At 37.1% G+C, this 448-nt stretch carries 1 protein-coding gene and 1 pseudogene; one reads left to right on the forward strand and one right to left on the reverse strand.

Features of this window, described 5'->3' with window-relative positions; all coding sequences use genetic code 11:
* Positions 1-126 (forward strand): annotated as a pseudogene (locus PSH54_RS20630) (phosphate-binding protein); the annotation flags it as partial.
* Between the two features lie 68 nt (positions 127-194).
* Here the strand turns inward: PSH54_RS20630 and PSH54_RS20635 are convergent.
* A complete protein-coding gene (locus PSH54_RS20635) occupies positions 195-434 on the reverse strand; it encodes a hypothetical protein (RefSeq protein WP_013465744.1) in 240 nt (79 codons plus the stop codon).
* Between the last annotated feature and the right edge of the window lie 14 nt (positions 435-448).

Below are 448 nucleotides of genomic sequence, written 5' to 3' on the forward strand. Positions count from 1 at the left end.
GTTGAAGCTGAGTTTTTAAAGATGGTACTTTCGCAAGAAGGTCAAAAAATTGTAGAAAAAGATGGTTATGTGCCACTTTCTGCAAAGCTAGTTGAAGTTGAGTTGAAAAAGTTAGGCTTAAAATAAACCGCTAATAATTAAAAAACCGCTCAAATGAGCGGTTTTTTTTGGTTTACAATTTATGCCGATTGATATTAGTCAGCTTTACTTAAGTTTTCAGCTTGTACTTTGCATTGATTATACGCTTCGATGCATTTAGATGAGCAAACCTGTGACTTAAGGCTGTCGGTGGTTGTTTGTTGTTCACAGCTGGTTTCGCATTGATAACTTTGCTGAGCGCATTGGTTAAGTGCTGGATTACCTGCTTGGCTTTGGCACCCTGCCAATGCTGCAAAAGAAAAAGCCACTAGAGTGGTTTTAATAAAAGTTTTCATACTTATCCTTAAAG

This window comes from Pseudoalteromonas sp. Angola-30, assembly GCF_028599215.1.
GTDB lineage: Bacteria > Pseudomonadota > Gammaproteobacteria > Enterobacterales > Alteromonadaceae > Pseudoalteromonas > Pseudoalteromonas atlantica.

What these genes read in the sequence shown, in the direction of transcription:
- PSH54_RS20635 (WP_013465744.1), bottom strand. Translation starts at nt 434, where the DNA reads ATGAAAACTTTTATTAAAACCACTCTAGTGGCTTTTTCTTTTGCAGCA.